Consider the following 26296-nt stretch of genomic DNA (forward strand, 5'->3'; position numbering starts at 1 on the left):
ATTTTTTACCTTTGCCAACGTTTTTATATAAGTTCACCAAAAAAAGGAGGAAAATGTTAAAGAAACACATCGTACCATTTGCGGTAGTGGCGACACTATTTATCTTGGCAAAAGTGTTCGCTTACCAAATGCCCTTAGCACAAAAAAGTCTTTTAAAAGAAGAAAAATTAAACACTACAATACCCAAATCTGATAGCCTGAAAGTTGAAAATGCGGATAAGCCGCTATCTTTAATGGCACAGTTAAATTTTGCAGAAGAAACCCTGCCGTTAGGCGATAAAAAGGTAGAACGCAAAATGAAAAAAATCCTTGCAGCACACACTTACGGGAACACTCAGACCAATAAATTGCATGCAAAAGCAGCAAAATGGTTTCCGGTAATTGAGCCTATCCTCGCTGCCTACGGAATTCCTAACGATTTTAAGTATTTGGCCCTGGTCGAATCTGGAATGGCGGAAGGAGTTTCTCCAAAAGGTGCAGCCGGAATCTGGCAGTTTATGCCTGGCACAGCCCGTACCTATGGATTAAGAGTAAACGGAAATGTTGATGAACGCTATAATCTGCGTAAATCGACCATTGCTGCCTGCAAATACATTAAAGAAATGTATAAAGGTTTAGAAAGCTGGACATTGGTAGCTGCGGCTTACAATGTTGGCGACGGACGCCTACGCAAGCAGATCAATAATCAAAATCAAGATAATTACTACAAAATGAAGCTGAACCGCGAAACCGGAGGCTATGTTTATAAAGTGATTTCTATGAAACAGATTATGGAGCACCCGAAACGTTACGGTTACGAAAAACCGAGAGTATTATTGGCCTACAACGCCGAATAATATAATTAAGATAAAGACAAGCATTTGGTAAGGCGTCCCGGTTTTAAATCGGGACGTTTTTTTTTGAAAGTGATTGCACAGATTGTTGGATTACACAGGTTTGTTTTTTACTAAAATCTAACCACTAAACGTTTTTTTAGGTGTTATTAATTGATACGAGAATTTTCTGCGTTATGCTAACTAATGAACCAATGGCAAATGAACAAATGAACATTTAGCCACGGAAGCACAGATTAACACTGAATTATTTTCTGCGTTATGCTAACTAATGAACTAATGGCAAATGAACAAATGAACATTTAGCCACGGAAGCACAGATTAACACGGAAAAATTTTACCATATAAGAAATAGAAGGTCATTTAAGTGCGTGTGTTTTTAATATTATCGAACACAAAATTGTTTGACTGGTGTTTTTCCTAAACCCTAAACCCTAAACCCTAAACCCTAAACCCTAAACCTTTTCTTTCTGCTAACTAATGACCAATGAACGATTGAACTAATAAATCAATTCCTTTTCTTTGTATATGTTCAAACTGCGCATCAATAAAATCATAAATCAACCTGGCGATAACATTACTTTTCAATTTGAGGAAGTAGATCAACAATATCCAAAGTATTTAGCCGGTCAGTTTATTTCTTTGGTTTTTCAGGGGAAACACAAGGAGATAAGAAGGTCGTATTCTTTTAATAGCTCACCAGACGTGGATGAGCCTTTGGCCATTACAGTGAAAAGGGTAGAAAATGGAGAGATTTCGAGATTCTTACACCATAAAACTTCGGTAAATGATATTCTCTTGGCGCAAGAGCCTCAAGGCATGTTCAGCTACTTGCCAGAAGAAAACCTGGAACGTGATCTTTTTCTGTTTGCTGCAGGGGTGGGAATCACTCCATTATTCTCGATTTTGAAAACGGCCTTAGTGTGTGAGAAAAAATCATTGGTTACACTAGTATATAGTAACCGATCAATGGAGGATGCATTATTTTATGATGAGCTGAACGAATGGCAAAAGAAATATCCGGATAGATTAAAGATTGTTTGGGTTTTTAGCAATAGCAAAAACTTAATGACGGCTAGATTGAATAAATTCTATATCGAAAAGTTAATTAAAGAGCATTTACATTTTGATCGGAATAATGCGCTGTTTTACAGCTGTGGTCCGATAATTTATATGGATTTATGCCGGATCACCTTGCTGGGCATGGGTTTCGATATCAAACAAATTAAAAGAGAAACATTTGTATTGCCAGAAGATGAGGTAGATGAAGATGATGGTTCGGCAGAAAAGGTTGTCGATAAAAATACTTACTCGGTAATTTTAAATTTTAGAGGAGAAACTTACAACCTCGAAGTGCCCTGGCCAAAAAGAATTTTAGATGTTGCGCTGGAAAATAAAATCAAACTACCGTATAGTTGTCGCGGGGGCGTATGCAGTACCTGTGTGGCTAATTGCACCAAAGGTGGCGTAAGGATGGATTACAATGAGGTGCTTACTGATGATGAATTGGAAAGAGGCAGGGTTTTGGTTTGTACCGGACACCCGACAGAGAATGGGACAACGATAGCGTGGTAGGTTGGTTCATTAGCCATTGGTTCATTGGTTAGCATGGTGCTCGCAGTTGCATCGTCATCTCGAATGTAGATCTATGGGAGCTGAGAGGGAAAGCAATTTAGAATGATTTTTTATCTTATGGTTTTCCGTAAAATTTTATTGTTAAGAAAGAATATTTTCGAGCTTATCAATTTAAAACTATAATATGGCAAATTTTAAAAAGAGTGATTTAAAGCTTAAGTACTCTTGGACTGCTTCTGCAGAAAGCGACAATGCTAAAATTACGGGTTTCCCTGATAATGTACTTCTTGACAGGCATGAAGGATATGAAGTCCTCCCATTTCTAAATAGATATATGACCGATAAAGGATGGACCAGTCAAACTACCCTAAATAAGTTGGAAGATGCATTGCGTGATAAACTTCCAGGAACAACCCGAAGTCATGCGAATATTAAGAAGTGGTTAAATGATAATTTTAGCTTATAACTAGATCCAAAAAATTAGAACATATGTCGGGCAACTTATCGGACATATGTTCAACTTAACTAGATTTGCATTGTAGAGGTTATACGCTAATTATTACACATAATTACTATTTTACACAGCTTGTTTGTTTTAGGTATTTATAGGCGACTGAACTAATTATCTAACTAATCAAGCGGTTTTCAAAATCAATTCTTAAAAATACAAAACCGTTCTCTCATTATCAGCGTTTATCTGGTATGACGAATTTTAATCTGTCTCCGCTGTTTGCCTCTGATTTCCTACTAATAGAAGTCGCATTATGACAATTAGTCGGCGGAGATCAACTTATCCAATATCTATTCAATAAATAATCTTTATCTCCTTTATTTGTATAAATTTAAAACAGATGCCCTATTAAGCGTGTTGTTTGTAGCATGTTATTTTTGTAGAAATGAATGCTGATATTATGACAATTAATCCTTAATCAAGATTGCATTACACTTTCATTTTGATAAAATTTTTAGCATTTTTGCAGATTGAAATTTTGTCTTTTTAAAGGCTCAATTTTGCCTCCAACTTTTAATAAAATATGAGCAATAAATCTATCGACCTCGGCGAGCAAAAAGATGTAGAAGTATATGGTGCGAGGGTACATAATTTAAAGAATATAGATGTCAGTTTTCCACGCAACCAACTTGTTGTAATAACAGGGTTAAGTGGTAGCGGTAAATCTTCGTTGGCTTTTGATACCATTTATGCGGAAGGACAGCGCCGTTATATGGAAACATTTAGTGCCTATAGCCGCCAGTTTATGGGAGGGATGGAACGCCCTGATGTAGATAAGGTTTCGGGATTGAGCCCGGTTATTGCCATCGAGCAAAAAACCACCAGCAAAAACCCTCGCTCTACTGTAGGTACCATTACCGAGATTTACGATTTTATGCGTTTGCTTTATGCACGTGTTGCCGATGCCTATTCGTACAATACTGGCGAGAAGATGGAGCGCATGAGTGAAGACCAGATCCTGCAGAATATCTTTAATAAATTTGATGGTGTTGCAGTAAATATTCTGGCACCTGTTGTTAAAGGTAGAAAAGGGCATTACCGAGAGCTTTTTGAGCAGATCCGTAAACAGGGTTATGTAAAGGTTCGTGTGGATGGAGAAATAAAGGATATTTCTGCTAAAATGCAGGTAGACCGTTACAAAATTCACGATATCGAAGTGGTGATTGACCGTTTGATCATTGATGTAAAAGATAAAAAACGCCTGCTAGATTCGTTGCAGATTGCGATGAAAATGGGTAAAGGCGTGATTAAAATCAGCGATAAAGATAATAACGTTGCGCATTTTAGTAAATTTTTGATGTGCCCAACCACTGGTATTTCTTACGACGAACCTCAACCGAACAGTTTTTCATTCAACTCGCCTTATGGTGCCTGTGAGCGTTGTGATGGTTTAGGTTATATCTTCGTGGTGGATAAAGAATCGGTGATTCCAAACCCCAAGCTGAGTATTTTAAACGGTGGTTTGGCTCCATTGGGCGAATATCGTGATATTTGGATGTTCCAGGTGTTAAAAGCATTAGCCAAAAAATACAGTTTCTCACTTTCAACCCCCATCGAAAAGTTAAGCGATGAAGTAATAAACATCATCTTAAACGGTACGCACGATCTGATCAAGGTTGAGGTAGAATACAATAAATGGAACGTTCAAAATTATAATATCACTTTTGATGGTATTATTAAAATGCTCGAAGAGCAGAATGAAAAGAGAAGCGAATCTGCATCAGATGATATGGACGAATTCAGGAAACTGAAAACCTGTCCGGAGTGTCATGGTGCCCGTTTGAAAAAAGAAAGTCTACACTTTAAAGTTGATGGCAAAAATATTTTCGAACTGTCATCAATGGATATTTTCAACCTGAACATCTGGTTCGAAAAAGTAGATGAACGCCTTAGCGATCGTCAGAATATCATTGCAAAGGAAATTTTAAAAGAGATTAAAGCCAGGATCGGTTTCTTAACAGATGTTGGTTTAACCTATTTAACGCTAGATAGAACAGCCCGCACACTTTCTGGTGGTGAGGCGCAACGGATCCGTTTGGCTACGCAGATCGGTTCGCAGTTGATGAATGTAATGTACATCCTTGATGAGCCAAGTATCGGTTTGCACCAGCGCGATAACGAACGTTTGATCAATGCGCTTAAAAATCTCCGTGATCTTGGAAATACCGTTTTGGTGGTAGAACACGATAAGGATATGATTCTGGAGGCCGATTGGGTAATTGATGTTGGTCCTGGAGCGGGTATTCACGGCGGAACGGTAGTTGCAGAAGGAACTGCCGCACAGATCCTGAAGTCGAATACCTTAACTGCCGATTACCTGAACGGCAAAAAGAAAATTGAAACGCCAAAAGTACGCAGAAAAGGCAATGGGCATAAATTGTCGATCTTAAAAGCTACCGGGCATAATTTAAAAGAAGTTTCAGTAGATTTTCCTTTGGGTAAATTTATTGCCGTAACCGGAGTTTCGGGCAGTGGTAAATCGAGTTTGATTACCGAAACTTTATATCCGATTTTAAACCATCATTTCTTTAGGGCGAAAAAACAACCTTTGCCTTACGAGAAAATTAACGGATTGAAAGAAATTGATAAGGTGATTGAAATCGATCAGGCACCTATCGGCAGAACGCCTCGTTCTAATCCATCTACTTATACCGGAGTGTTTTCTGATATCAGAAATCTGTTTGTACAGTTGCCTGAAGCAAAAATCCGTGGTTACAAACCCGGCCGTTTCTCTTTTAATGTAAAAGGTGGCCGTTGCGAAACCTGCCAGGGTGCTGGTTTAAAGGTGATTGAAATGAATTTCTTGCCTGATGTACAGGTGCCTTGTGAAGAATGTGGCGGAAAAAGATATAATAGAGAAACCTTAGAAGTTCGTTTCCGGGGAAAATCGATCAGTGATGTGCTGGATATGAGTATTGAAGATGCCTGTAATTTCTTCGAAAATATCCCGATCATTTATAGGAAGATCAAAACATTGAAAGATGTGGGTTTAGGTTATATTACATTAGGACAATCATCGGTTACTTTATCTGGTGGCGAGGCGCAGCGGGTTAAATTGGCTACAGAGCTTTCTAAAAAAGATACTGGAAAAACTTTCTACATTTTAGATGAACCTACCACCGGACTTCATTTCGAAGATATTGCTGTGCTTTTAGGCGTATTGCAAGAGCTGGTTGATAAAGGAAATACGATTTTGGTAATTGAACACAATTTAGATGTGGTTAAAGTGGCCGATTGGGTGATCGATTTAGGTGAAGAAGGCGGTGCTGGTGGCGGAAGGATTTTATTCGAAGGTACGCCAGAAGGTTTGATCCAGAACCCGATCAGTTTAACCGGAAAGTTTTTGAAAAAGGAAATGGCTTTAGAGTCCGAGGTCGGTATTCCGAAGTCCGAAGTCAAAGCGTCAAAGAAAAAGAAATAGCTCGAGGTTGGAAGTCAGAAAGACCGAGATTACAGGTTTAAGCGATCATCACCCTGATCCGATAGCTATTGGATTTGTTTCAGGGTCTTTATGTACAAATAAATTGTCATCCTGAGCCTGTCGAAGGACTTGCTAAAAATTTGTTGCAAAGTGTTTCGACAAGCTCAACAAGGCAGATTCGAGAAGAAATCGACTTTTAATAACATTCATGATAAATAATATAGCCCATCATCTATTTTTCATTACCCATTTTACATTATAAACATGATTTTTACCGATACCCATACCCATTTATATTACGAGCAGGATGCGGAGAAGCAGGCGCAGTTGATGGAGCGCTGTTTCGAGAACGGCGTTAATCGTTTGTTTCTACCTAATGTTGATGTAAAATCAATTGCCATGATAGATGATCTGGTGGCGAAATATCCAGCAAACTGTTTTGCAATGGCAGGTCTGCATCCCTGCGATGTGAAGGAAGATTATCTTGCTCAATTGGACGAAATTTACAATAGCATTTCCGGTAGGAAAATTTATGCCATCGGCGAAATCGGGATCGATCTTTATTGGGATAAAACTACCTTGGCCATTCAACAAGATGCTTTTCGCAAACAGATTGGTTGGGCAAAAGATTTAGGTTTGCCGATCGTGATCCATTGTCGCGAGGCTTTTGATGAGGTTTTTGAGCTATTGGAAAGTGAAAGGGATAAAAAACTGCGCGGAATATTCCATTGTTTTACGGGCAATTTAGCACAGGCTAAACAGGCCATCGACTTAAATTTCTATTTAGGCATTGGTGGTGTGGTTACCTATAAAAAAGCTGGATTGGACCTGGTATTGTCAGAGATTCCTTTAGCTAACTTAGTTTTAGAGACAGATTCGCCTTATTTGGCACCAGTTCCTTTCCGCGGAAAACCCAATGAAAGTAGTTATTTGATTTATGTAGCCCAAAAACTGGCCGATATTTATGGCGTTCCTATTGAAGAAATTGCAAATGTAACCACAGAGAATTCGAAGAAAATTTTCGGGGTTTAAACATCAATTTTTTGCTAGGCGGTCATGCTGAATTTATTTCAGCATCTTTCCTATCAGATCCTGAAACAAATTACTAATGACAGATTCTGACGGAAGATCGTCTTTCCCGCGCAGGCGGGAATCTTATGTAATCTACAAACCCGGCCAAGGCATTACGATTCCCAATCAAGTTGGGAATCACGATTGTATTGAATTTCTTGTATTGTAAAATAGTTGCTTAAAATTTATTATATTGGCAATATGTTAACTGTTTTTGACTTTTTTGTTGCTAATTTGAAAATATCGTCCGATCATTTGTAAATTTTTAGTTTCTTTGCGGTGAGCAACCTTCACCCAACCAAATGACCAAAATATTAATAATTTATACCGGCGGTACCATCGGTATGGTTAACGATCCTACAAATGGGATGTTAATTCCATTTGATTTTCAGCAGATAAAAGAAAACGTTCCTGAATTAAGCCGTTTAGATTACGATTTAGATGTGCATTCCTTCAATCCGGTATTGGATTCTTCAAACATGGATCCTGAAATATGGAAAACATTAGCCGAACTGGTTTATCATAAATATGATCAATACGATGGTTTTGTTATTCTGCATGGATCTGATACTATGGCATTCACCGCATCGGCATTGAGCTTTATGCTCGAAAATCTAGCTAAGCCTGTTGTTTTAACCGGTTCGCAACTGCCTATTGGCGAAATCAGGACTGACGCTAAAGAGAATTTAATTACCGCTCTAGAGATTGCAGCGACCAAAGAAGATGGAAAAGCACTTTTTCCAGAGGTTTGTATATATTTTGATTCCCAGTTATTTAGGGGCAACCGCTCTATAAAATATAACAGCGAAAAGTTCGAAGCTTTCCGTTCGCCAAATTATCCGATACTTGCCGAAGCGGGTGTTCACCTGCAGTTTTATAGAAATTATATTCTTAAAGCATCGAAAGGAGAATTGAAATTACACACCAATTTTAATTCTAACATCGGGGTACTGAAATTATACCCTGGAATAACGCCACAGGCGGTTCAGGCAATAACAGATTCGAAAGTAGATGCCATTATTTTAGAAACTTTTGGTTCGGGCAATACCACAACTGCTCAATGGTTTTTAGATAGTTTGCGTCAGGCTATTTTGAATGGAAAGATAATCATCGATATCTCTCAGTGTAAAAAAGGCTCTGTACAATTGGGACGTTACGAAACCAGTAGAGAATTGCTGAAAATGGGTATTTTAAGTGGCTACGATTTAACTTTCGAGGCTACAGTTACAAAGCTAATGTTTGTAATGGGCTTAGGCTTGTCAATAGAAGAAAGTCGTAAATTAATGGAAGAATCGCTAAGGGGTGAATTGACTAAAGATTAGTATTAGACGGGATTCTGGCAATTTACAGTTTTCAGTTCCAGGCTTCTACTAGACCTTTCAAGTTTCACAAACCTGCAAGGTCTATGCCGAAATAAGTAAAACTTCTGCAATTATGACCCACATCATTTCGGTTATAAGTATTTAGCGCTATTTTTGCTTTAATAGATCCGTCATGCTGAACTTGTTTCAGTATCTTTCTAGTAAGACCCTGAAATAAATTCAGGGTGACGTTGCGAAGAAAACATGAAAATAGAACAAATATATACAGGTTGCCTGGCAGAAGCCGCTTATTACATCGAAAGTAATGGTGAGGCTGCAATTATTGATCCGCTAAGAGAGGTTGGAACATATTTAAAGAAAGCTGAAAAAGCAGGAGCCACCATTAAATATATTTTTGAAACGCATTTTCATGCCGATTTTGTTTCCGGACATGTAGATTTGGCAGAGAAATCCGGTGCCGAAATTATCTATGGCCCAACCGCTAAAACCGAATTTAAATCGCACATTGCTAAAGATGGCGAGCAGTTTAAAATTGGAAATATAACCATTACCGCTTTACATACTCCCGGGCATACTTTAGAATCGACAACTTATCTGCTAAGCGATGAAGATGGAAAAGATTACTGCATTTTTAGTGGCGATACCTTATTTATTGGCGATGTTGGTCGCCCGGACTTAGCACAGAAGGGCCATTTAACCATGGAAGATTTAGCCGGAATGCTTTACGATTCGTTAAATGAAAAAATAAAGCCTTTAGCTGATGATGTAATTGTTTATCCGGCACATGGTGCAGGTTCTGCCTGTGGTAAAAGCATGAGTAAGGAAACTTTTGATACTTTGGGGCACCAAAAAGAAGTAAATTACGCTTTAAAAGCCGAAACTAAAGCGCAGTTTATTGCTGAAGTAACAGATGGCATTTTACCACCACCACAATATTTTGCTAAAAATGCTGCCATTAATAAAGGCGGGGTGGAAAGTATTGATGAGGTTTACGAGAAAGGATTAAACGCTTTAACCCCGCAAGCTTTTGAAGATACTGCAAACCAAACAGGGGCGATTATGCTTGATACCCGCGATCCACAGGTTTTTGCCAAAGGTTTTATTCCAAATTCGATCAATATTGGCCTTAACGGACAGTTTGCACCCTGGGTTGGTGCTTTGATTACCGATTTACAGCAGCCCATTTTATTGATTACAGATCAGGGTAAAGAAGAAGAAACCATTACCCGCTTAACCCGCGTAGGATACGATAGCACGATTGGTTATTTAGATGGTGGTTTCGAAAGATGGACTGATGCCAGCAAGGAAATCGATACTATTGAATCAATCTCTGCAGAGGCATTTGAAACCGCTAGTCTTAACGGAGAAATTACTGCCCTTGATGTACGTAAACCAGGTGAATATGAATCAGAACATCTCGAATTTACACTGAGCCGTCCCTTAGATTTTATTAACGACTGGACTGGCGAAATCAATCCAAAATCTACCTATTACATTCACTGTGCAGGTGGCTACCGCTCGATGATTGCTGCTTCCATCTTAAAATCGCGTGGGGTAGAAAATGTGATCGATGTTGCAGGCGGTTACGGCGCAATTAAAAATACTGGTTTAAAAAGAACCGATTTCGCCTGCCCAAGCAAAGCAATGAAAGTATCATAATTCGTCATTGCGAGGAGGAACGACGAAGCAATCTTAAAGCGGAATTAAAACATTCAGATGTCTGAAAATCAAAATCATTACGACGTACTAATTATCGGTGCTGGCCCGATAGGGATGGCTTGTGCAATTGAAGCCCAAAAAGCAAATCTAAGCTATGTAATTGTAGAGAAAGGTGCTTTGGTAAACAGTTTGTTCAATTATCCTGTATTTATGACCTTCTTTTCTACTTCTCAAAAGTTAGAAATTGGAGGAGTTCCTTTCGTAACCATCAGTCCGAAACCTAACCGAAATGAAGCGGTTGAATATTACCGCCGTGTGGCCGAAAAATTTGATTTAAATATTCATCTTTTCGAAAGCGTAAAACAGGTTGTTAAAAATGATCATGATGTTTTCGAAATCAATACCTCCAAAACCGATTATACGGCAAATAATGTAATTGTAGCAACAGGTTTTTATGATGTGCCATTGTTGATGAATGTTCCAGGAGAGGATTTACCAAAAGTAACGCATTATTATAAAGACCCGCATTTATATGCATTTCAAAATGTGGTAGTGGTTGGCGCCAATAACTCGGGCGTAGATGCTGCTTTAGAAACATATCGGAAAGGTGCAAATGTAACCATGGTTGTTCGTAGTAACGATCTTGGTCCCCATGTTAAATATTGGGTACGTCCGGATATTCAGAACAGGATTAAAGAGGGAGAAGTTAAAGCATTTTTTAGTTCAGAATTGCTTGAAATAAGAGAAGGTGAAGTAGATATCAAAACACCGGAGGGAGTAAAAACCATCCCGAACGATTTTGTAATTGCAATGACGGGTTATCAACCAGATTTTGGAATGCTTAGGAAATTCGGCATCGAACTACCCGAAACACTGTGCCCGGTTTACAACGAAGAAACAATGGAAACCAATGTAAAAGGTTTGTATTTGGCTGGTGTAGTTTGCGGTGGATTGGATACACACAAACTTTTTATCGAAAACTCAAGGGTGCACGCCGAAATGATTGTAAAAAATATTCTGAGTTAAATTTCTTACGAAGTTTAGCCAGGGGATCAGCGATGGAATAACTTCGTAAGTCTTACACCCACGTTAAAACTTCCGAAGTCTTCTGGGCGCAGGCTTTTAGACCCCTGAAGTTAATTGGTTATTTTTGATCTCCCCCATTTAAACGCTACAGATAACATCATAGACACTACTATAATTTGAAGTATAAGTACAGCTTTAGATACGACCGTTAAGATAAAGAAGTTTTGTTCGTATTGATTGATTTCTGTTTGCATAGATAGTGGAGGGTAGACTGTCCAGCCGTTAACATTGTATGGATTAAAAAATGGCAAAAGCTGTACCGCAAGGGATGCAAGAATGATTAAAATAAAGCCTAAAAAGAAAATAAATGAGCGTTGAATTTTTCTGCGAAATGAGTGTTTAAACTCTTTAAAGTAGTAAATGGAAAAAGAAACGACGATAAAAAAGGATATCAATAAATGCTGTTTTTTAATCACAAAATAGGTGTCGTGAAGATTGATATCAATGGAATTGCTAAAAACAGTTTTTCCAAATATGCAGAGGCCGATAATTATGCTAATTGCAATGCAGGCTAAGAGCCATAAAATTTCCAGTAATAATGGTTTGTTTTTCATAAAGAGCGAGATTTAGATTTAACTTATATAATAGATATCAGCGCGGATCGTCATTTCGAGCGGAGTGCAACGCAGTCGAGAACCCGAAGGCTCAGCGAAGCTAAATCTATGGCAAAAGATCTCTCCATTTCGCTGCGCTTCAGTCGAGAGGACGACCATTCTTTTAAAAGTATAATCATAAAATGGGGACATTCAATTTAGCACTTACAAAACTCTCAATGGCCCCATTTACACTTGTCAAATCTTTAGAGGTAATATACGATCCCATTACGTGATTCCCTGCGTTGGGGATAGCAACCTTTCTTTTTAAATTATTCGGTGTACCCAGTTCATCGAACATTTTCAGCATAGCATCTACACGGACCACAGGATCTTGCTCGAGTTCATTTTTGTAATAATACAGCATTAAAACAGGTTGTTTTACTTTTTGGAAAGTCGTTTTTACCATACTGCTTTCGATAAACTCTTCCAGTTCTACCAGAGATTCGAGGCGGTAATTGGTGTACCAATATTTTTTATATTCATCAGTGCGATCGTCTACTTTGCGTTCATCGCCACCAACAACTTTTCTGGCAATCTGTAAGCCCCATGGATTATTCAAAAGCCAGGCATTTTTGTCGTTAATGGCCACATTTGGCGACAATAAAATTAAACTGTTAATTTCTGGATAGGTTGCCGCTAGTTTTAAAGCGACAGTTCCACCGGTAGAAGTGCCTACTAAAATTACTTTTTTGCCCAGTTTTTTGCCGATGGCATAAGCCTGTTTACTGGTTTCCCAAAGGCGGTCGGCAGTGAAATATTGCATGGGCGCAAGTGTATCAATGCCATGGTCGGCCAAACGCGCTAAATATAAGTTGGCATTTAACTCTTTTGCTAAATTTAGGTAAACGGGGTTTCCTTCTGTTTTGGATGCCGAAAAACCATGCAGGTAAACAATGGCATACTCGGTTTGCTTGTGGAGAGGATCGGCCCAGATGATTTCGGCTTCGTTACCCGGTTTTATTTTATGCATCGATTCTATGCTGGCCACATAACGGTCTAAATCTTCCAGATCGGGAACCTGTGTGAGTTCTTTGTTATAAACCGGTTTTTTGGGTTTTGGCCCCAGTAGGTAGCCTGCAACAATTAATGCCGAAAGGCCGATAAGTACTTTGTAGCGTTTTTTCATCTAGGCTCAGCGAATATTGGTTTAAATGTAAAATTTGAAATTAAATAAAGCTAATATTTTTGAGGAATTAATTATCGTATGGAGGGGTTTTTACCTACACTAACCCATAATGTTAAACCTGATGGCGCCAAATAGCCCACAGGTCTGAAGCATGAGGGCGAGAACTATGGGCAATAGCAGGAGCAAAAGATGTTAAAGATTAAACTATTACTTTTCAAATCCTTAATAATACGATTGCACATTACCTTTTTATGGGAAATTAGCTTAAGTTTGCAATCAAAATTTTTCGACTTAATGCCGGGAATCGAACAGATAAAAACACCTATTGCTGCTGATATTAAAGCGTTTGAAAAAACCTTTAAAGAATCTATGCATAGCGACGCACCGTTGCTGGATAGGATTACCCATTATATTGTAAAGCAAAAAGGCAAACAAATGCGGCCGATGTTCGTGTTTTTTGCGGCTAAACTATGCGGTGGAATTACAGAATCAACCCATCGTGGAGCTGCTTTGGTCGAGCTTTTACATACCGCTACTTTGGTGCATGATGATGTGGTCGATAATGCTTATGAGCGCCGTGGCTTTTTCTCTATCAATGCTTTATGGAAAAACAAGATCGCCGTTCTGGTTGGCGATTACCTGTTGGCTAAAGGATTATTACTTTCGGTAAACAATAACGAACACCGTTTGTTACAGATTGTATCGGAAGCGGTAAAACAAATGAGTGAAGGAGAGCTATTGCAGGTGGAAAAGGTGCGGAGGATGGATATTTCGGAAGATTTATATTTTGATGTGATCAGACAGAAAACCGCTTCTTTAATCGCTTCTTGTTGCGCTGCGGGGGCTGCTTCGGCAGGTGCTGATGATGATACGATAGAAAAAATGCGTCTGTTTGGCGAAAAAGTAGGAATTGCCTTTCAGATTAAAGACGATACCTTCGATTTCGGTACCGATGATGTAGGCAAACCTTTAGGTATTGATATTAAAGAGAAGAAAGTAACGCTGCCTTTAATTTATGCACTGAATAAAGCTGAAAAAACTGAACGTAAAAAAATAATTAACCTGGTGAAAAACCATCAGGACGACCCGGTTAAAATTCAGCAAATTATAGATTTCGTTAATGCACACGAAGGTGTGTATTACGCGAACCAGAAAATGCTGGAGTACCAGAAAGAAGCATTTGATATTTTGCACAGTTTTGAGGCAGGCGAAGCACGAACTGGTTTAGAACTACTTGTACTGTACACCACTGAACGTAAAAAATAATGGGTAACGAATTACTTTTTAGCTTAGGTTTTCTTCTTTTTATTGCATTGATTCTTGCTTTAGACCTTGGTCTATTTAGCCGGAAAGAGCATGTGGTAAGCTTAAAACAAGCTGGGGTGATGAGTTTGATTATGGTGGCTTTAGCTATCGGTTTTTACTTTATCCTGTTAACCGAAGGGCACCAGTTACATGGAATAAAGGATTTTGCACACCTGCAAGAAATTGTAACCCGACACCAGCACCACATTAAATTAATTCCTAATGATTTTGAAGGAAGTTTAGCGGTATATAAACAAAACCTCGGCTTAGAATTTTTAACGGGGTATGTAATTGAATATGCACTTTCTGTAGATAATATCTTTGTGATCGTACTCGTTTTTTCTGCCTTTGCCGTTGAAGAAAAATATTATCACCGTGTATTATTCTGGGGTATTTTGGGCGCCATTATTATGCGTTTCATCTTCATTTTTGTTGGTGCAGCACTAATTGCAAAATTTGCCTGGATACTCTATTTGTTTGGCGCTTTCCTTGTTTTTACCGGAGTAAAAATGTTCTTCAGCAAAGATGAGGATGATAAGATTGATCCGGAAAATCATCCAGTGGTTAAATGGGCTTCGAAAATATTTTCTATTCACCCTAAGTACGAGGGGAAAAAGTTCTTCGTAAAAATTAACCATAAAACGCTGGTAACGCCTTTGTTTTTGGTGCTGCTGATCGTTGAGTTTACCGATCTTTTATTCGCTGTCGATTCTATCCCGGCTATTTTTGCGGTAACAAAAGACCCTTACATTGTATTTTTCTCTAATATTTTTGCCATCATGGGTTTACGTTCCATGTTCTTCCTGTTGGTGAATATCATCCATAAATTCCACTATTTAAAAACCGGATTAGCCGTATTATTGGCCTTTATCGGAATAAAAATGCTGGGACATACTTATCTGGAGAAATGGGGTTTCACTACTGAGCATTCCTTGATCGTAATTCTGAGTATCTTAGTGATGAGTATTGTGGCTTCTTTGGTGTTTCCGAAGAAAAAAGTACAAGTAAAACCTTAGTTTATCATCTAAAACATTTTTGCTAAAATTATTTTAACCACCTAAGTCACCTGAGTACATTTAAGTTTTTTGTTTTGTAAAGTGCTAAGTGTGGTAACTGCATTTTGCTGTGTGGCCTAGCAGATTTTCGTAGGAAAAAACACAAAAATCTTTGCAGTTTTACCAATGCTTCCACAGACCAAGGCAGTGTTTAAGCGAGTGTGGTGGCAATGAGGTTAGGAAAGAGCCTATAGACTGCCGCAATTGAGATTTTTGTAGTTTTTTACAAGAAAGAATGCAAGCCTTGATCTTTTGTTTCTTTTCTATCAAGAGAAAAGAAAGAGCCCATCGGCGGCGGTGAGCCGAGGCAAGGTTGTGCATGGGGAAAAGATTGCTAGTTCTTTTATTGTGGTAAAGAAAACTAAAGCAAAATAAACGTTACAGCTGGCAATCTCTAGCTAAAATTTGTACTTTCAGCAGATATAACTTAACCTAATGAAATACCTTTTCTCTACCGCCCTTCTTTGTACCACTTTATTTGTAAATGCCCAGGATAAATTCGGTGATGTTTTTGCCAAGATCAATACCGATGTACAGCAAAATTCAAAAGCTTATCAAACACTTAAATATGAAACGGAAACTATCGGTCATCGTTTAACGGGTTCTACAAACGGTGCAAAAGCAGAGCAATATGTTTTCGATTTATTAAAATCTTATGGCTGTGAAGTGAAGTTTCAACCTTTCGAAGTAGAAAGCTGGGCAAGAAAAACAATCAGTGTAGAAATTGGTGCTGATAAAAACAGTTTGACCAAAATGAAGGCTGTTACTTTAGCGCATTCGCCGGTTAGTGCAGACGTTACTGGTGAGATAGTAGATGCAGGTAACGGATTGGAGGCAGATTATCAAGCCAGTCCTGAGAAGTTTAAAGGTAAAATTGCATTGATTTATTTGGGTGTATTACCAGGCTCTCCGGCTGGAACAAAGTCATTACACCGCTCAGAAAAAACTGCCATTGCCACAAAATACGGCGCAATTGGGGTAATCATCATCAATACGGTAAAAGGTGGCGTGCTTTTAACCGGAACGGCTTCGGTAACGGGTAAATTGATCCCTATTCCTGCTATTTGTATTGGATTAGAAGAAGGTACAGCTTTAAAGGAAAAAATTAAATCACAGTCGCAGATTGCACATATCGCCATGACGAATTTCTCTGGTTTAATCAAAGCGAGAAACGTAGTTGCTACTTTTAAAGGAACTGAATGGCCTAAGGATAAAATTGTGGTGGGTGGACATTTAGATAGCTGGGACTTAGCAACTGGTGCAATTGATAATGGAATTGGTTCTTTTGCGATTATGGATATGGCACGTACCTTTAAAAAACTGAATTTAAAAACCAAACGTACCGTAGAGTTTGTATTGTTTATGGGCGAGGAGCAAGGTTTGTTGGGGTCTAAAGCATACATCGATCAGGCTAAGAAAGACAAAACATTAAGCCAGGTTAAGTTTATGCTGAATTACGATATGACCAACGATCCGAAAGGTTTTTCTACTTCAAGAGCAGAAATGAAAGATTTGTTTACGGCCTGGGGAGCTGATATTGTAAAAATTGATACCGGTTTCAAAAATCTGTTTAATGCTGGTGCTGGTTTACATAGCGATCATCAACCGTTTATGCTAGAAGGTATTCCCACTGGCGGTGGTTTTGGTGGTAAATTACCAAACAATTCTGGTCCATTTTATCACTCAGATGGCGATAGTTTTAAACTGGTTGATGAGCAGGAACTTAAAAATACTGTACGTTACAGCGCTATGTTAACTTATGCTTTAGCCAATACACCGAAAATTCCTGTCGGTGTTCAGGGTGAAGAAGAATTAAGGGCTTTCTTAGAATCTCAGAACCTAAAGGAGCCTTTGAGTATTGCCGGCGAGTGGAGGTGGAAATAATTTCATAGATTTTCTTGCCTCTTTCCTTACGGGGTGATTACACTGATGTTGCCTGCGGGTTGATTACACCGATTTTAGGATTGCACAGATATGATTAATTCCCGTAAGATAATTCGTCATTTCGACCGTAGTGTTCCAAAGGAACTCCTTCGGAGGAAAATCTTTGCGAGACTGCATTAAAAGATTTCTCGGCTTCGCCGTGCTCCGCTCAAAATGGCGGAAATAAAGTATTAGTAGATTCGTCATTTCGACCGCAGTGGAGAAATCTTTGCGAGACACCTAAAGAGCTTTACAACGAAAGCCACTTAAATGTTACACATCTGTCTTTAGCGAGCATGAGCAATGAAGTATAGGTTAATTCGAAGTTAATACGTTGTGATTTTTATTCCTGTAAGTGTTAAATCTGAGCTTTGTTTTTGACTATGTGGTTGTTAATCATATATTTGTTTTAGTCCCAAACAAAAAATCTGAGTAAAAATGAACAGAAAACGGAACAAAACAACCGTAATTTTTGTAAATAATAATCAAAGTTCAAGCAAGCCCATCCAAGTTCCAACAGGATACATTGTACATTGGAAAAAGTATATTTTAGGCGTTTTAGGATTATTCTTAATACTCATATCCAGCATATTTTACCTGATCCGTAGTAATTCGAGTGTAGAATTAGCCAAGGGTAAACTCGAACTGGCGCTTTTAAAAAGTAAAGACAAACTATCTGTTATCGATACTTCTTCCCTAAAAAAGCATTACCAATCAATAGATAAAAAACTGCTTACCATCAATAAATACCTAAAAGCAAGAGGACTAAAGCCGATTTTAACGGGTAACGAAGGTGGAGAGCAAAGTGATGATATTCTATCTGCTGAAGAAATCGGCGAGTTTTACGATAACTACCTGAGTAAAATTGCTTATAATGTAGCCTATACGCCTATGGGTTATCCACATTTAGGTACAATCACATCCGGGTATGGACACCGCGAAAATCCTTTTAGTGGTGAAAATGTGGAGACACATAAAGGACTCGATATCAGGGCCAATTATGGCGACATTGTTAAATGTACAGCGAACGGTAAGGTGATTTTTGCAGGAAGGCGCGGTGGTTATGGCAATTGCATCGTAATTAAACACGGTAATGGTTTTGAAACCTACTATGGTCACCTTTCTAAAATTTTGGTAAAAGTAGATGAGGATGTTGTTGCAGGCAACAATATTGGCAAAGCGGGCTCAACCGGGCGGTCAACCGGGCCACATTTACATTATGAAGTGCATAAAAATGGTAAAGTTATAAATCCAAGATCCTTTTTAACCTTATAAGAAACATGTTCAAGAAAAACAATCAGATTAAAGACTTAAATCAGCAGGAGATTTCGACTATCATAGGCCTCGGCTTTACCATTACAGGCGAACTAAAAGGGAAAGCAGTAGTGAGGATCGATGGAACCGTAATCGGAAATGTAAATGTTGAAGGCGGTATTGTTTTGGGTGAAAAAGGGATGATTAAAGGCGACATTCAAACAGGTTCTGCCATTATTTATGGAACCGTTAACGGAAATGTGAAAGCTCAAAATCTGGAAATAAAAAAGACGGGCAGGGTTAATGGTGACATCAAAACGGAAGCCCTTGAAATTGAACTAGGTGCACAATACAATGGAAAACTCGAAATGCACCAATCAGGCAAAACAGAAGATAAAGTTGCGGTGAAAGCGTAGGCTTCATCTATTGGTTGGTGTCTCACCAACCAACATAATCTAACTCAGCATTAACCACTAATGTAGCTTTCCAATTGCGAAATGGTCTGTTTTTGATCTGCAATGATAAACTTTACCACATCACCGATTGAAACCATTCCTTTTACTTCGTCGTTTTCTACAACTGGTAAATGACGGATGTGTTTATCGGTCATCAGTTCCATGCAGTAATCAATACTGTCGCTTAAGTTAATGGTGATCGGACTGGCCGTCATTGCTTCTTTAATCAAAGTATCTTTTGATGATTTACCCTGAAGGATGATTTTTCTGGCATAATCGCGTTCCGTAAAAATGCCATGTAGCCGATCGTTTTCCATGACCAATACCGCGCTGATGTTCTTTTCTGTCATTACTTTTAAGGCATCTAAAACAGAAATATTTTCTGATACCGAGATAATCCGTACCTGTTTGGTATCTAACAAGTGTTTTACGCTTTTCATAAAACTTAATTTGGTTATAACAATTTAAGAAATAATTGGCTGTAAATCAAAGTTTTATTTCAGGTTGTTCTCGGGTTTACAAACAACGCACAGTTTTATATATCTGAACCTGAGAGGAACGGCAGCCTCCATCCCGATTTTGCATCGGGATTCATCGGAGCTATAATGTATGGCAGGGCCGAAGCTGAGCTAAGAACTACAGACTTGCTTTTCAAAAATAGCTAAGACATGAAGTATTGGAACTTGTAGTGAAATAGAAGTACTATTTTACAATCTGTAAACCTGCTTGTACTTTTAATTATTTGGCTTTCACAAAGGGATGTGGTAACTTTGCATTTCATTTTAAAACAAATAATTATGTCATCAGTAGAGACTTCTTATATCCCTTACAAAGTTAAGGACATTTCACTGGCAGAATGGGGCCGTAAAGAAATCGAATTAGCCGAAGCAGAAATGCCCGGTTTAATGAGTTTACGTAAAGAATTCGGTCCAACACAACCGTTAAAAGGTGCGCGTATTGCAGGTTGCCTGCACATGACCATCCAAACGGCTGTATTAATCGAAACATTAACTGCACTGGGTGCTGAAGTTACCTGGTCATCTTGCAATATTTTTTCTACACAAGATCACGCTGCTGCTGCAATTGCTGCTGCTGGTATTCAGGTTTATGCCTGGAAAGGTTTAAACGAAGAAGAATTTGATTGGTGTATTGAGCAAACTTTACACTTCGGTCCGGAGCAACAACCATTAAACATGATTTTGGATGATGGTGGCGATTTAACCAATATGGTTTTTGATAAATATCCTGAGCTAATTGCAGCTATTAAAGGTTTATCAGAAGAAACTACAACTGGTGTTCACCGTTTGTACGAAAGAATGAAAAACGGAACATTGCACGTACCTGCAATTAACGTAAACGATTCGGTTACCAAATCTAAATTCGATAACAAATACGGATGTCGTGAGTCATTGGTTGATGCGATCCGTCGTGCAACTGATGTAATGATGGCTGGTAAAGTTGCCGTTGTTTGTGGTTATGGCGATGTGGGTAAAGGTTCTGCAGAATCTTTAAGCTCGCAAGGTGTACGTGTTATTGTTACTGAAATTGATCCGATCTGTGCTTTACAGGCTGCAATGGAAGGTTATGAAGTTAAACGTTTAGATACTGCAATTAAAGAAGCTGATATCGTGGTAACTACTACTGGTAACTGTGATATTGTACGCGAAAAACATTTCCGTGCATTAAAAGACAAAGCAATTGTTTGTAACATTGGTCACTTCGATAACGAAATCGACATGGCTTGGTTAAACGGCAATTATGGCGATACCAAAGTGGAGATTAAACCTCAGGTTGATAAATATACCATTGATGGTAAAGATGTAATCATCTTGGCCGAAGGTCGTTTGGTTAACTTAGGTTGTGCAACTGGTCACCCAAGTTTTGTAATGAGTAACTCATTCACGAACCAAACTTTGGCTCAATTGGAGCTTTGGACCAACACTGCTGCTTACGAAAACAAAGTTTATACTTTGCCTAAACATTTAGATGAAAAAGTTGCCCGTTTACACTTAGAAAAAATTGGTGTAGAATTAGATGTTTTGGATCAACACCAGGCTGATTATATCGGTGTACCGGTAGAAGGTCCGTTTAAAGCAGATACATACAGATACTAGTTCAGTTTTCAGTTCGCAGTAACTGAAATTTAATAATATCAAAGGGATGTGCAAATTGCATATCCCTTTTTTATTCCCCTCTCAAGAGGAGTGTCCCTACGTCTCGGCGCGTCTCCTATTTTTTGAAAACGTTGGTTCCTGTTCTCTTCAGAGGTTTCAGTCCTGCTGTACACTTTATCCCGATGGAAGAATCGGGATGTTCGTTCCCATCAGGTTTATTTTACAGCGGATTGTGGTTCTTTTGCCCCTGAAAACTTACATTTGAAAAAAATGTATCTTAATGAAATATTTACTCTCCATATTAATTTTATTTGCTGGTTTTATTGTACGTGCACAGGTTAAAGTAGAAAACGATCATCTTTTTGGGAAAGAATGTTTTTACATGCAAAGTGTCCCGTCAGAAGGGAATATTAATGGGGTTCTATTTTTGGTGCCTGGTTTTTTAGAAAGCCCAACAGCAGTAACGGCTCAATCAACAATTGTACAAGAAGCCAATAAACATGGTTTAGCGGTTGTAATGGTTAATCTTACGCCCAACAATGAAAGTTTTCCAATTGATAAAAAAAGCTTGAATACGTTAGGTGAAATGATTGCCGATTTTTATCGTAAAAATAAACTTCAACCAGCAATTGATCTTTATCTTGGTGGTTTTTCTATTGGTGGTGCAACAGCGTTAAAGTTTTATTCAGAGAAAAATAAGGGTATAAAAATCAGTAAGGTTTTCGCTATAGATCCCCCGCTAGATATGGTTAGATTAAGGAAATCGTTACTAAAAGGGCGGGAAAAAAGTTTTGTGGTTAAATTAGATGCTTTAAATAGCGAACATAAGCAACAAGAACAAAGTTTAAAAGAGTTGTCAGTTTACAATCCCGATTATACAGCACTAAATATGTTGCCAGACTATCGATCAACTGCTTTAAGGATTTATAGTGAACCAGATATTTTATGGTGGATAAACAATAGGAGCATGGATCTGTCGGATATGAACGTAACAGATTGTGCGGGTTACATCAATAAATTAAAACAAAAATCGCAAGATAATAAAGTAGAACTCGTTTTGACTAAAGATAGAGGATTAAGGAATAATACACAAAAACATCCGCATTCTTGGAGTATAGCGGAACCAGTGGATTTAATCACTTGGTTGTTGGCAAAATAAAGTTAATATTGAATTAAGAAAGTAAATGATTATGAAGGCAATTATTATAACATTATGCATTAGTTTTTTTGGTTTTGTAGCAAAAGCCCAAACTGTACCTCAAAAAACTGCATCAGCAAAAGTAATTACCAAACAAACGGTAGATATTGCCTGTGGAGAATGTCAGTTTAAAATGAAAGGGAAAGATTGCGAGTTAGCCGTGAAAATAGATGGTAAATCTTATTTTGTTGATGGAAAAGGCATTGATGATTTTGGCGATGCGCATGGCGAACATGGTTTTTGCAATGCGGTGAGCAAAGCAGAAGTTACTGGCGAAATTGTAAATAACCGTTTTAAGGCGAAAGAAATAAAGTTATTGCCAGTTAAGAAATAGTGGTTTTACCGCAAAGTTTTTCGCAAAGGACGCAAAGCTTTATTACAGCTATGCACCCAACCTTATGCTCTCCGCGCCTTCCCTCTGCGTCCTTTGCGGTTAAAAAGCAGCCTATTCAAATTCCTTTTCCAAACCTTCTCTTAAATCAAAAAGCAGCCATTGTTTGCTTTTCACATCGGCCTGTCTGGTTTTTAATAACTGGATAAAATCTTTCACACCGATTTCTTCATTCCCGTTGCCGTGGATCAATACAATACTGCCTGCATTAGGCTGTTGTCCTTTGGCCAGCCAGGCATCACTTCCAACAGGAATTAATCCATAGGCTTCAATTTTTTCAACAACGGTCTTATCCGATACCAGGCCGGGGAAACGAAAAAATACAGATGGAGTTAGACCATTTTTGAGCATCAGTTTTTCATTCTCCAATACCTCCACATCTAAATTTGTTCCAGGTGCCAATAGAAAGTTTTCAGCTAAGGGCAACTTATTTACTTCGTGGTTGTAGGTATGGTTTATCCAGGTAATATTCAGTTCCTTTTTCTCTACCAGACTTTTAAGCCAGTTCAAATCATCCTGATGTTTTAGCATCCATTTGCCAGAAACAGAAATCGCGAGGGGTGCAGGCTGTTCTATCTTTTTAAATTCATCGAAAACAGATTGAAAAATAATCCTGTCTAAAGCCTTGTGCGAGGGACAAAGATCAATCGTTAAGGTAATGCCCTTTTCGTTCGGAATGGCATGATCGATTCCTGCATTTTGAAGCTGTAGATCTTTAGCTGCCGCTGCTTCTATTGATTTAACATAGGCTGTATTTTTGAAAATCGCTAATACGTTCTGAAATTGTAAACTACTTGTATGATAATTACTGGCCAGATCTACTTTGGTATCTAAAGTTTCGGGATTCACTAGCAATAAATATTTTTGATTATTTGCAGTAAAACTTCTAACTGCAATCAGTTTTTCATTAGCACGGGCGGCGGTAGCAAAGTTCACCTTGTAACGTTTGATATCATCAAAATTCTGTGCAAAAGCTTTAACACCAAAAAAGCAAAGGGAAAAAATAATGAGTCGCAAAGATTTAGATAATGTCATATTTCCTTATTTAAAATCTTTCTAATTTAAGGCAAATCCATTATCTTTACAAACATCGCCATGAACAAAGAAAAAGTAAAATTATGGTTTAAGCGGGTAGGGCTGGTTGGGTTTTTATTCTTCCTGATTAAAGGATTAATATGGCTCGTTGTGTTCTATTTTATTGGCAAAAACGTTACTTAAATTGGTTCATTTGTTCACTGGTCATTGGTTCATTGGGCCATGCTAATTACATAAAATCTTCAGCCAACCGCCATCCTGAACTTGTTTCAGGATCTATTTAGAAAGTATTTCAAAACTTTTACCTAAATGTAAAAAGCATATTCGCGAGGAAATTCCACACAAAAACAATCACTATTGCAAAGAATTTGGCTACGTAAAAATTGGTGCCGTTTTTCCTTTGATGAAAAAGGTAAATGATAAAGGTGTTTAGTCCTAAACCAATTAAACTCACCACTAAAAACTTGCTGAATTCGGTTCCCCAATGCGTATTGGTACTTTCGAAAGTCCAAACCCGGTTAATCAGGTAATTATTGGTTACTGCAAGCGTAAAACCGATGGCATTGGCAATGTATTTGTCTATTTTGATTTTTTCCTTACATAACCAGGTGGCACCGAAATCTATTGCCATCCCGAGGAAACCGGTTAATCCAAATTTTAAGATGCGGAAAAATAAATCCATGTTAATGTATTTTAACCAAATAAAAGCGTTCTAAAACCTGTGGACGAGTTTTCACGTTTAAAAATTTACCCGTCAGTTTGGTTGTATGAAAATATTCAAACGATTTTAGAATTTCAGCATGGTATTCGCTTTTTAGTTTTGCCAATTCCTGTTCCGGAATGTATATAACCAGGTCTTTTAGGTGCTTTGATTTGTTGAGATCGGTATAATTATGCAGATATTTTACTTCACCCGGGGCATAAAAATCAAAAGAAAATGCATCTATATAATTTAATACTGCAGGTTTAGCCGTAGGATAATTTTGCTTTAACCAATTACCGGCCTGCATACCCGATTGATATTTTAAAAGGGCAGGGTAGAAAAAAATGAAGAGAAATATCATTAAACCAACAGATAAAAATGCACTTCTGGCAATGATGGTTTCCAATAAAATGCCTTTGAATAGTAAGAAAGAGATAGCGAGAACAACAATCGGGATGCCGATAATTAAATATGGACTTTCAAATCCAAAGAAAAGGGCTAAGAAAGAAAGTAAGGCAATAACCAAAATGAAAATGATGTTCTGTATAATGAAGAAGGTTTTTAAACCTTTGCCGCCAAGCTTCCTTAAGTACAAGGCTGTGATGATCGAAAACTGAGGAAAGATGATCAGTATATAATGGGGCAACTGAAATTTAGAAAGCGAAAAGATCAGAAAAGTAACCGCTGCACTTGCCCAGATCATAATGCTTTCGGGCGCTAAAGCAGTTCTGTTTTTTCTTTTAAACAGATTTACAACGGCCGTATAAAATAGTACAGACCAAGGAAGGAATGCCCAAAGGGTAGTGTGTAGAAAAAAGGAAATATCCCCTTTGCCTTTAATTGGCCCATTGTTAAAAAACCTTCCAAACTGACTGTCCCAAAAGAAAAATTTTAAACCCGAAACACCAGTCCTTTCAAAAACAATTTTTTCGGGATGCAGATCGAATTGCGTGTAAAGCGAATACAGCTCGGGGGTAATAAAAACAAAAATCAAAAGAATGGCGATATACCATTTTGGTTTTAAAAGCTGATGGTATTGTTTTGTAAGCAACCAATAGATAATAAAACCGGCAAATACCGGAATCAACACAAAAATTCCTTTGATCAATATCGCGCAGGCAGCAAAAAATGAACCTGCTACAATGTGCCAGAAAGAATTTTGATGTGCTTTATAATAATGGTAAATAGATGCTAATGTAAAAGTGGTAATATAAATTTCGGCCCTAACATCAAATGTAGAAGTTATGATATGCAAGGCACTTAGAAAAATTACCGCACTGATCAATCCGGTTTTTTCATCATATATATCTTTGGCTAATTTATATAAATACCACGCGCCCAGTAAACCGAACAGAAATGATGGTAATTTATAGGCGAGGGATGAGATTCCGAAAATTTTAAAGGATGCTGCGGAAATCCAAAAAGTGAGGTGGGGTTTGTCCAGCCAGTCGGCCCCACGGCCATAAAGGTTAAACCAATCTTTAAACAGAATGATGTTTTTAGACATGGAAGCGTACAATGCGCCATCGGGTTCCATCACGCCGCCAAAAAGTGCTGGTATACTTGCAATTGCAAGTAAAACGATCAGGAATTTATATAGTGTTGTATCTTTTAAGTTCATTTACAAGAAGCAAATATGAGCAAAAAAAAGTCAAATTTTTTT

At 38.1% G+C, this 26296-nt stretch carries 22 protein-coding genes; 16 read left to right on the top strand and 6 right to left on the bottom strand.

Annotated features, from left to right (window positions below; translation table 11 throughout):
* Nucleotides 1-53 precede the first annotated feature (53 nt).
* From ACTJKN_RS13630 to ACTJKN_RS13665, 8 genes are all read left to right on the top strand, one after another.
* Entirely contained in the window at nt 54-836 is a 783-nt protein-coding gene (locus ACTJKN_RS13630; RefSeq protein WP_440825737.1) for a lytic transglycosylase domain-containing protein, read from the top strand.
* Between the two features lie 525 nt (nt 837-1361).
* Nucleotides 1362-2408 (top strand): 2Fe-2S iron-sulfur cluster-binding protein, encoded by a 1047-nt coding sequence (locus tag ACTJKN_RS13635; RefSeq protein ID WP_440825739.1) that lies wholly within the window; start codon nt 1362-1364, stop codon nt 2406-2408.
* Between the two features lie 184 nt (nt 2409-2592).
* Nucleotides 2593-2874 carry a hypothetical protein gene (locus tag ACTJKN_RS13640; protein ID WP_440825741.1) on the top strand — a complete coding sequence of 94 codons (282 nt, stop codon included), beginning with the start codon at nt 2593-2595 and terminating at the stop codon, nt 2872-2874.
* A gap of 568 nt (nt 2875-3442) precedes the next feature.
* A complete protein-coding gene (gene uvrA, locus ACTJKN_RS13645; protein WP_440825743.1) occupies nt 3443-6340 on the top strand; it encodes an excinuclease ABC subunit UvrA in 2898 nt (965 codons plus the stop codon).
* A gap of 264 nt (nt 6341-6604) precedes the next feature.
* Nucleotides 6605-7372 (top strand): TatD family hydrolase, encoded by a 768-nt coding sequence (locus ACTJKN_RS13650; RefSeq protein ID WP_440825745.1) that lies wholly within the window; start codon nt 6605-6607, stop codon nt 7370-7372.
* Nucleotides 7373-7713: 341 nt separating this feature from the next.
* Nucleotides 7714-8733, top strand: a complete 1020-nt coding sequence (locus ACTJKN_RS13655; protein ID WP_440825747.1) for an asparaginase — start codon at nt 7714-7716, stop codon at nt 8731-8733.
* A gap of 243 nt (nt 8734-8976) precedes the next feature.
* Nucleotides 8977-10392 carry an MBL fold metallo-hydrolase gene (locus ACTJKN_RS13660; protein WP_440825748.1) on the top strand — a complete coding sequence of 472 codons (1416 nt, stop codon included), beginning with the start codon at nt 8977-8979 and terminating at the stop codon, nt 10390-10392.
* Nucleotides 10393-10449: 57 nt separating this feature from the next.
* Complete coding sequence (locus ACTJKN_RS13665) at nt 10450-11418, top strand: YpdA family putative bacillithiol disulfide reductase (protein ID WP_440825750.1); 969 nt, start codon at nt 10450-10452, stop codon at nt 11416-11418.
* A gap of 110 nt (nt 11419-11528) precedes the next feature.
* On the opposite strand, the gene ACTJKN_RS13670 is transcribed toward ACTJKN_RS13665, so the two are convergent.
* Nucleotides 11529-12032 carry a hypothetical protein gene (locus ACTJKN_RS13670; protein WP_440825752.1) on the bottom strand — a complete coding sequence of 168 codons (504 nt, stop codon included), beginning with the start codon at nt 12030-12032 and terminating at the stop codon, nt 11529-11531.
* A gap of 175 nt (nt 12033-12207) precedes the next feature.
* Nucleotides 12208-13200 carry an alpha/beta hydrolase gene (locus tag ACTJKN_RS13675; protein ID WP_440825754.1) on the bottom strand — a complete coding sequence of 331 codons (993 nt, stop codon included), beginning with the start codon at nt 13198-13200 and terminating at the stop codon, nt 12208-12210.
* A gap of 294 nt (nt 13201-13494) precedes the next feature.
* Here ACTJKN_RS13675 and ACTJKN_RS13680 point away from each other — a divergent pair, with 294 nt between their 5' ends.
* The 5 genes from ACTJKN_RS13680 (at nt 13495) to ACTJKN_RS13700 (ending at nt 19153) form a co-directional block, all read left to right on the top strand.
* Nucleotides 13495-14466: a polyprenyl synthetase family protein gene (locus ACTJKN_RS13680; RefSeq protein WP_440825756.1), complete on the top strand. Its 972-nt coding sequence runs from the start codon at nt 13495-13497 to the stop codon at nt 14464-14466.
* Complete coding sequence (locus ACTJKN_RS13685) at nt 14466-15521, top strand: TerC family protein (protein ID WP_440825758.1); 1056 nt, start codon at nt 14466-14468, stop codon at nt 15519-15521. Before ACTJKN_RS13680 ends, ACTJKN_RS13685 begins: the two co-directional genes overlap by 1 nt.
* A 474-nt stretch (nt 15522-15995) precedes the next feature.
* The gene (locus ACTJKN_RS13690) at nt 15996-17444 is read left to right on the top strand and encodes a M20/M25/M40 family metallo-hydrolase (RefSeq protein ID WP_440825759.1); all 1449 of its coding nucleotides are present in this window, start codon (nt 15996-15998) and stop codon (nt 17442-17444) included.
* A gap of 477 nt (nt 17445-17921) precedes the next feature.
* On the top strand, nt 17922-18758 hold the full coding sequence (locus ACTJKN_RS13695) for a M23 family metallopeptidase (protein WP_440825761.1): 837 nt from the start codon (nt 17922-17924) through the stop codon (nt 18756-18758).
* Between the two features lie 5 nt (nt 18759-18763).
* Nucleotides 18764-19153, top strand: a complete 390-nt coding sequence (locus ACTJKN_RS13700; RefSeq protein WP_440825763.1) for a bactofilin family protein — start codon at nt 18764-18766, stop codon at nt 19151-19153.
* A 50-nt stretch (nt 19154-19203) separates the two neighbouring features.
* On the opposite strand, the gene ACTJKN_RS13705 is transcribed toward ACTJKN_RS13700, so the two are convergent.
* Nucleotides 19204-19632, bottom strand: coding sequence for a CBS domain-containing protein (locus ACTJKN_RS13705; RefSeq protein WP_116252700.1), 429 nt, complete (start codon nt 19630-19632; stop codon nt 19204-19206).
* 357 nt (nt 19633-19989) lie between these two features.
* Here ACTJKN_RS13705 and ahcY point away from each other — a divergent pair, with 357 nt between their 5' ends.
* The 3 genes from ahcY to ACTJKN_RS13720 all read left to right on the top strand — a co-directional run bounded on the left by ahcY (nt 19990) and on the right by ACTJKN_RS13720 (nt 22838).
* Complete coding sequence (ahcY, locus tag ACTJKN_RS13710; protein ID WP_440825765.1) at nt 19990-21306, top strand: adenosylhomocysteinase; 1317 nt, start codon at nt 19990-19992, stop codon at nt 21304-21306.
* Between the two features lie 280 nt (nt 21307-21586).
* A complete protein-coding gene (locus tag ACTJKN_RS13715; protein WP_440825767.1) occupies nt 21587-22465 on the top strand; it encodes a hypothetical protein in 879 nt (292 codons plus the stop codon).
* Nucleotides 22466-22496: 31 nt separating this feature from the next.
* Nucleotides 22497-22838, top strand: coding sequence for a DUF6370 family protein (locus ACTJKN_RS13720; protein ID WP_440825769.1), 342 nt, complete (start codon nt 22497-22499; stop codon nt 22836-22838).
* A 111-nt stretch (nt 22839-22949) separates the two neighbouring features.
* Here the strand turns inward: ACTJKN_RS13720 and ACTJKN_RS13725 are convergent, their stop codons facing one another.
* From ACTJKN_RS13725 to ACTJKN_RS13735, 3 genes are all read right to left on the bottom strand, one after another.
* The gene (locus ACTJKN_RS13725; RefSeq protein WP_440825771.1) at nt 22950-23930 is read right to left on the bottom strand and encodes a polysaccharide deacetylase family protein; all 981 of its coding nucleotides are present in this window, start codon (nt 23928-23930) and stop codon (nt 22950-22952) included.
* A 301-nt stretch (nt 23931-24231) separates the two neighbouring features.
* Nucleotides 24232-24612, bottom strand: a complete 381-nt coding sequence (locus tag ACTJKN_RS13730) for a GtrA family protein (protein ID WP_440825773.1) — start codon at nt 24610-24612, stop codon at nt 24232-24234.
* Between the two features lies 1 nt (nt 24613).
* On the bottom strand, nt 24614-26254 hold the full coding sequence (locus ACTJKN_RS13735; RefSeq protein ID WP_440825774.1) for an ArnT family glycosyltransferase: 1641 nt from the start codon (nt 26252-26254) through the stop codon (nt 24614-24616).
* Between the last annotated feature and the right edge of the window lie 42 nt (nt 26255-26296).

Source organism: Pedobacter sp. 22163, assembly GCF_052045595.1.
GTDB lineage: Bacteria > Bacteroidota > Bacteroidia > Sphingobacteriales > Sphingobacteriaceae > Pedobacter.

What these genes read in the sequence shown, in the direction of transcription:
- ACTJKN_RS13630 (WP_440825737.1), top strand. Translation starts at nt 54, where the DNA reads ATGTTAAAGAAACACATCGTACCATTTGCGGTAGTGGCGACACTATTT.
- ACTJKN_RS13635 (WP_440825739.1), top strand. Translation starts at nt 1,362, where the DNA reads ATGTTCAAACTGCGCATCAATAAAATCATAAATCAACCTGGCGATAAC.
- ACTJKN_RS13640 (WP_440825741.1), top strand. Translation starts at nt 2,593, where the DNA reads ATGGCAAATTTTAAAAAGAGTGATTTAAAGCTTAAGTACTCTTGGACT.
- uvrA (WP_440825743.1), top strand. Translation starts at nt 3,443, where the DNA reads ATGAGCAATAAATCTATCGACCTCGGCGAGCAAAAAGATGTAGAAGTA.
- ACTJKN_RS13650 (WP_440825745.1), top strand. Translation starts at nt 6,605, where the DNA reads ATGATTTTTACCGATACCCATACCCATTTATATTACGAGCAGGATGCG.
- ACTJKN_RS13655 (WP_440825747.1), top strand. Translation starts at nt 7,714, where the DNA reads ATGACCAAAATATTAATAATTTATACCGGCGGTACCATCGGTATGGTT.
- ACTJKN_RS13660 (WP_440825748.1), top strand. Translation starts at nt 8,977, where the DNA reads ATGAAAATAGAACAAATATATACAGGTTGCCTGGCAGAAGCCGCTTAT.
- ACTJKN_RS13665 (WP_440825750.1), top strand. Translation starts at nt 10,450, where the DNA reads ATGTCTGAAAATCAAAATCATTACGACGTACTAATTATCGGTGCTGGC.
- ACTJKN_RS13670 (WP_440825752.1), bottom strand. Translation starts at nt 12,032, where the DNA reads ATGAAAAACAAACCATTATTACTGGAAATTTTATGGCTCTTAGCCTGC.
- ACTJKN_RS13675 (WP_440825754.1), bottom strand. Translation starts at nt 13,200, where the DNA reads ATGAAAAAACGCTACAAAGTACTTATCGGCCTTTCGGCATTAATTGTT.
- ACTJKN_RS13680 (WP_440825756.1), top strand. Translation starts at nt 13,495, where the DNA reads ATGCCGGGAATCGAACAGATAAAAACACCTATTGCTGCTGATATTAAA.
- ACTJKN_RS13685 (WP_440825758.1), top strand. Translation starts at nt 14,466, where the DNA reads ATGGGTAACGAATTACTTTTTAGCTTAGGTTTTCTTCTTTTTATTGCA.
- ACTJKN_RS13690 (WP_440825759.1), top strand. Translation starts at nt 15,996, where the DNA reads ATGAAATACCTTTTCTCTACCGCCCTTCTTTGTACCACTTTATTTGTA.
- ACTJKN_RS13695 (WP_440825761.1), top strand. Translation starts at nt 17,922, where the DNA reads ATGAACAGAAAACGGAACAAAACAACCGTAATTTTTGTAAATAATAAT.
- ACTJKN_RS13700 (WP_440825763.1), top strand. Translation starts at nt 18,764, where the DNA reads ATGTTCAAGAAAAACAATCAGATTAAAGACTTAAATCAGCAGGAGATT.
- ACTJKN_RS13705 (WP_116252700.1), bottom strand. Translation starts at nt 19,632, where the DNA reads ATGAAAAGCGTAAAACACTTGTTAGATACCAAACAGGTACGGATTATC.
- ahcY (WP_440825765.1), top strand. Translation starts at nt 19,990, where the DNA reads ATGTCATCAGTAGAGACTTCTTATATCCCTTACAAAGTTAAGGACATT.
- ACTJKN_RS13715 (WP_440825767.1), top strand. Translation starts at nt 21,587, where the DNA reads ATGAAATATTTACTCTCCATATTAATTTTATTTGCTGGTTTTATTGTA.
- ACTJKN_RS13720 (WP_440825769.1), top strand. Translation starts at nt 22,497, where the DNA reads ATGAAGGCAATTATTATAACATTATGCATTAGTTTTTTTGGTTTTGTA.
- ACTJKN_RS13725 (WP_440825771.1), bottom strand. Translation starts at nt 23,930, where the DNA reads ATGACATTATCTAAATCTTTGCGACTCATTATTTTTTCCCTTTGCTTT.
- ACTJKN_RS13730 (WP_440825773.1), bottom strand. Translation starts at nt 24,612, where the DNA reads ATGGATTTATTTTTCCGCATCTTAAAATTTGGATTAACCGGTTTCCTC.
- ACTJKN_RS13735 (WP_440825774.1), bottom strand. Translation starts at nt 26,254, where the DNA reads ATGAACTTAAAAGATACAACACTATATAAATTCCTGATCGTTTTACTT.